Source organism: Streptomyces sp. ACA25 (genome assembly GCF_028200735.1).
Lineage (GTDB): Bacteria > Actinomycetota > Actinomycetes > Streptomycetales > Streptomycetaceae > Streptomyces.
In genome coordinates, this window is the sequence record NZ_JAQKPV010000049.1 from 1 (window position 1) to 2241 (window position 2241).

The 2241-nt window shown below is 71.0% G+C and carries 1 protein-coding gene; it reads left to right on the top strand.

The window, feature by feature from the left end; all coding sequences use genetic code 11:
* Positions 1-2241, top strand: a 2241-nt coding sequence (locus tag PJ985_RS23070) for a type I polyketide synthase (RefSeq protein WP_271685832.1), incomplete at both ends; no start/stop codon positions are given.

The following is a 2241-nucleotide window of genomic DNA, read 5'->3' on the forward strand; positions in this document are numbered from 1 at the left end:
CTCACTCCCGACCGGGTGGCAGCTGTACTGAGGCCCAAGGCAGATGCGGCGGTCAACCTGCACGAGTTGACGGCTGACTGTGATCTGGCGATGTTCGTGATGTTCTCCTCCGCGTCCTCGACGTTCGGTTCGCCGGGGCAGGGCAATTACGCGGCCGCCAATGCCTTCCTCGAAGGACTGGCGCAGTACCGTCGCGCCCGCGGCCTTGCGGCGACGGCGCTCTCCTGGGGGTTGTGGGCGGAGACCAGTGCCATCAGCGGCAACCTCGACGCCACGGACCTGGCCCGCGCCACCCGCATCGGTGGCGCGCTCTCCGCCGAACAGGGCCTCGAACTGTTCGACGCAGCCGGACGTACAGGGCTTGCCCACCTGCTCCCTGTGCGGTTCGATCCGGCGACCGCCCGCACCCGGCGGCCCGTCCCCGCACTGCTGCGCGGTTTGGTGCGCGCTCCCGTCCGCCGGATCGCGGGCACCGTCACCGGCGGGTCCGGAATGGCCGAACGTCTCGCCGCGCTCCGTCCCGCCGAACAGGACCGCCTGCTCACAGGCCTTGTCCAGGCCGAGGTAGCGGCCGTTCTCGGCCACTCCAGCGTGGATGCGGTCGAGCCGACCCGGGTGTTCAAGGAACTGGGATTCGACTCGCTGACGTCGGTCGAACTGCGCAACCGGGTCAACGCGGCCACCGGCCTGCGGCTCCCCGCCACCCTGGTGTTCGACTTCCCCACCCCCGCCGCTTTGTCCGCTCATCTGCGCGAACTGCTGGCAGGCGGCCAGGGAACCACCACCGACCGGGTGGCGGCGCCCACCGACGAGCCGCTCGCCATCGTCGGCATGGCCTGCCGCTACCCCGGCGGAATATCCTCGCCTGAGGACCTGTGGCGCCTGGTCACCGAGGAGGCCGACGCGACCGGACCCTTTCCCGCTGACCGAGGCTGGGACCTGGCCTCCCTGTACGACCCCGACGCTGACCGCGTCGGCACCACCTACACCAGAGCCGGCGGCTTCCTTTCCGATGCCGCCGGATTCGACGCCGGCCTGTTCGACATCTCACCGCGCGAGGCGGTGGCGATGGACCCGCAGCAGCGATTGCTGCTGGAAGCCGCGTGGGAGACCTTCGAACGCGCCGGCATCGACCCGACCACGTTGCGCGGCAACCAGGCCGGCGTGTTCGTCGGGGCCGCATCGTCCGGCTACGGAGTCGGCGTGCGGCTGCCGGAAGGCGTGGAAGGGCATTTCCTGACCGGCAGCTCCACCAGCGTCGCTTCAGGACGCCTGGCCTACACCTTCGGGCTGGAGGGCCCGGCCGTCACCGTCGACACCGCCTGTTCCTCCTCCCTGGTGGCGCTGCACCTGGCTGCCCAGTCGCTGCGGGCGGGCGAATGCTCGATGGCGCTGGCGGGTGGCGTCAGCGTCATGGCGAGCCCGGCGATCTTCACCGAGTTCTCCCGCCAGCGCGGCCTGTCCGCCGACGGCCGCTGCAAGTCGTTCTCGGCGGACGCGGACGGCACCGGCTGGTCCGAGGGCGTCGGCATGCTTCTCGTCGAACGGCTCTCCGACGCGCTCCGCCACGGCCATCGGGTGCTGGCGGTGGTGCGTGGATCCGCGGTGAACCAGGACGGGGCGTCGAACGGTTTGACGGCGCCGAACGGCCCGTCGCAGCAGCGGGTGATCCGGGCGGCCCTGGCGTCCGCGGGCCTGGAGGCGTCCGGGGTGGACGCGGTGGAGGCGCACGGTACGGGAACGAAGCTGGGTGACCCGATCGAGGCACAGGCACTGCTGGCCACCTACGGCCAAGGCCGGGACGAGCCCTTGCGGCTGGGCTCGTTGAAATCGAACATCGGCCACACCCAGGCTGCGGCCGGTGTTGCGGGCGTCATCAAGATGGTCGAGGCCATGCGGCACGGTGTGTTGCCGCGTACCCTGCATGTTTCTGAGCCGACCCCGCACGTCGACTGGTCCGCGGGCGCTGTCGAACTGCTGACCGAGACCCAGCCGTGGCCACAGCGCGGCAGGCCCCGGCGCGCTGCTGTGTCATCCTTCGGGGTCAGCGGCACCAACGCGCACACGATCATCGAACAGGCCCCGGAGCAGGCCGAGCCCGCAGCGGGCCCCGAACCGGCGCACCCCGTGCTGATCACGGTTTCGGCACACTCGTCGCGTGCGCTCGCCGGGCAGGCAAAGCGTCTGCTCGCTCTCCTGGACCGGGACGACACGGTACGTCCCGTCGACCTGGCCCGGTCG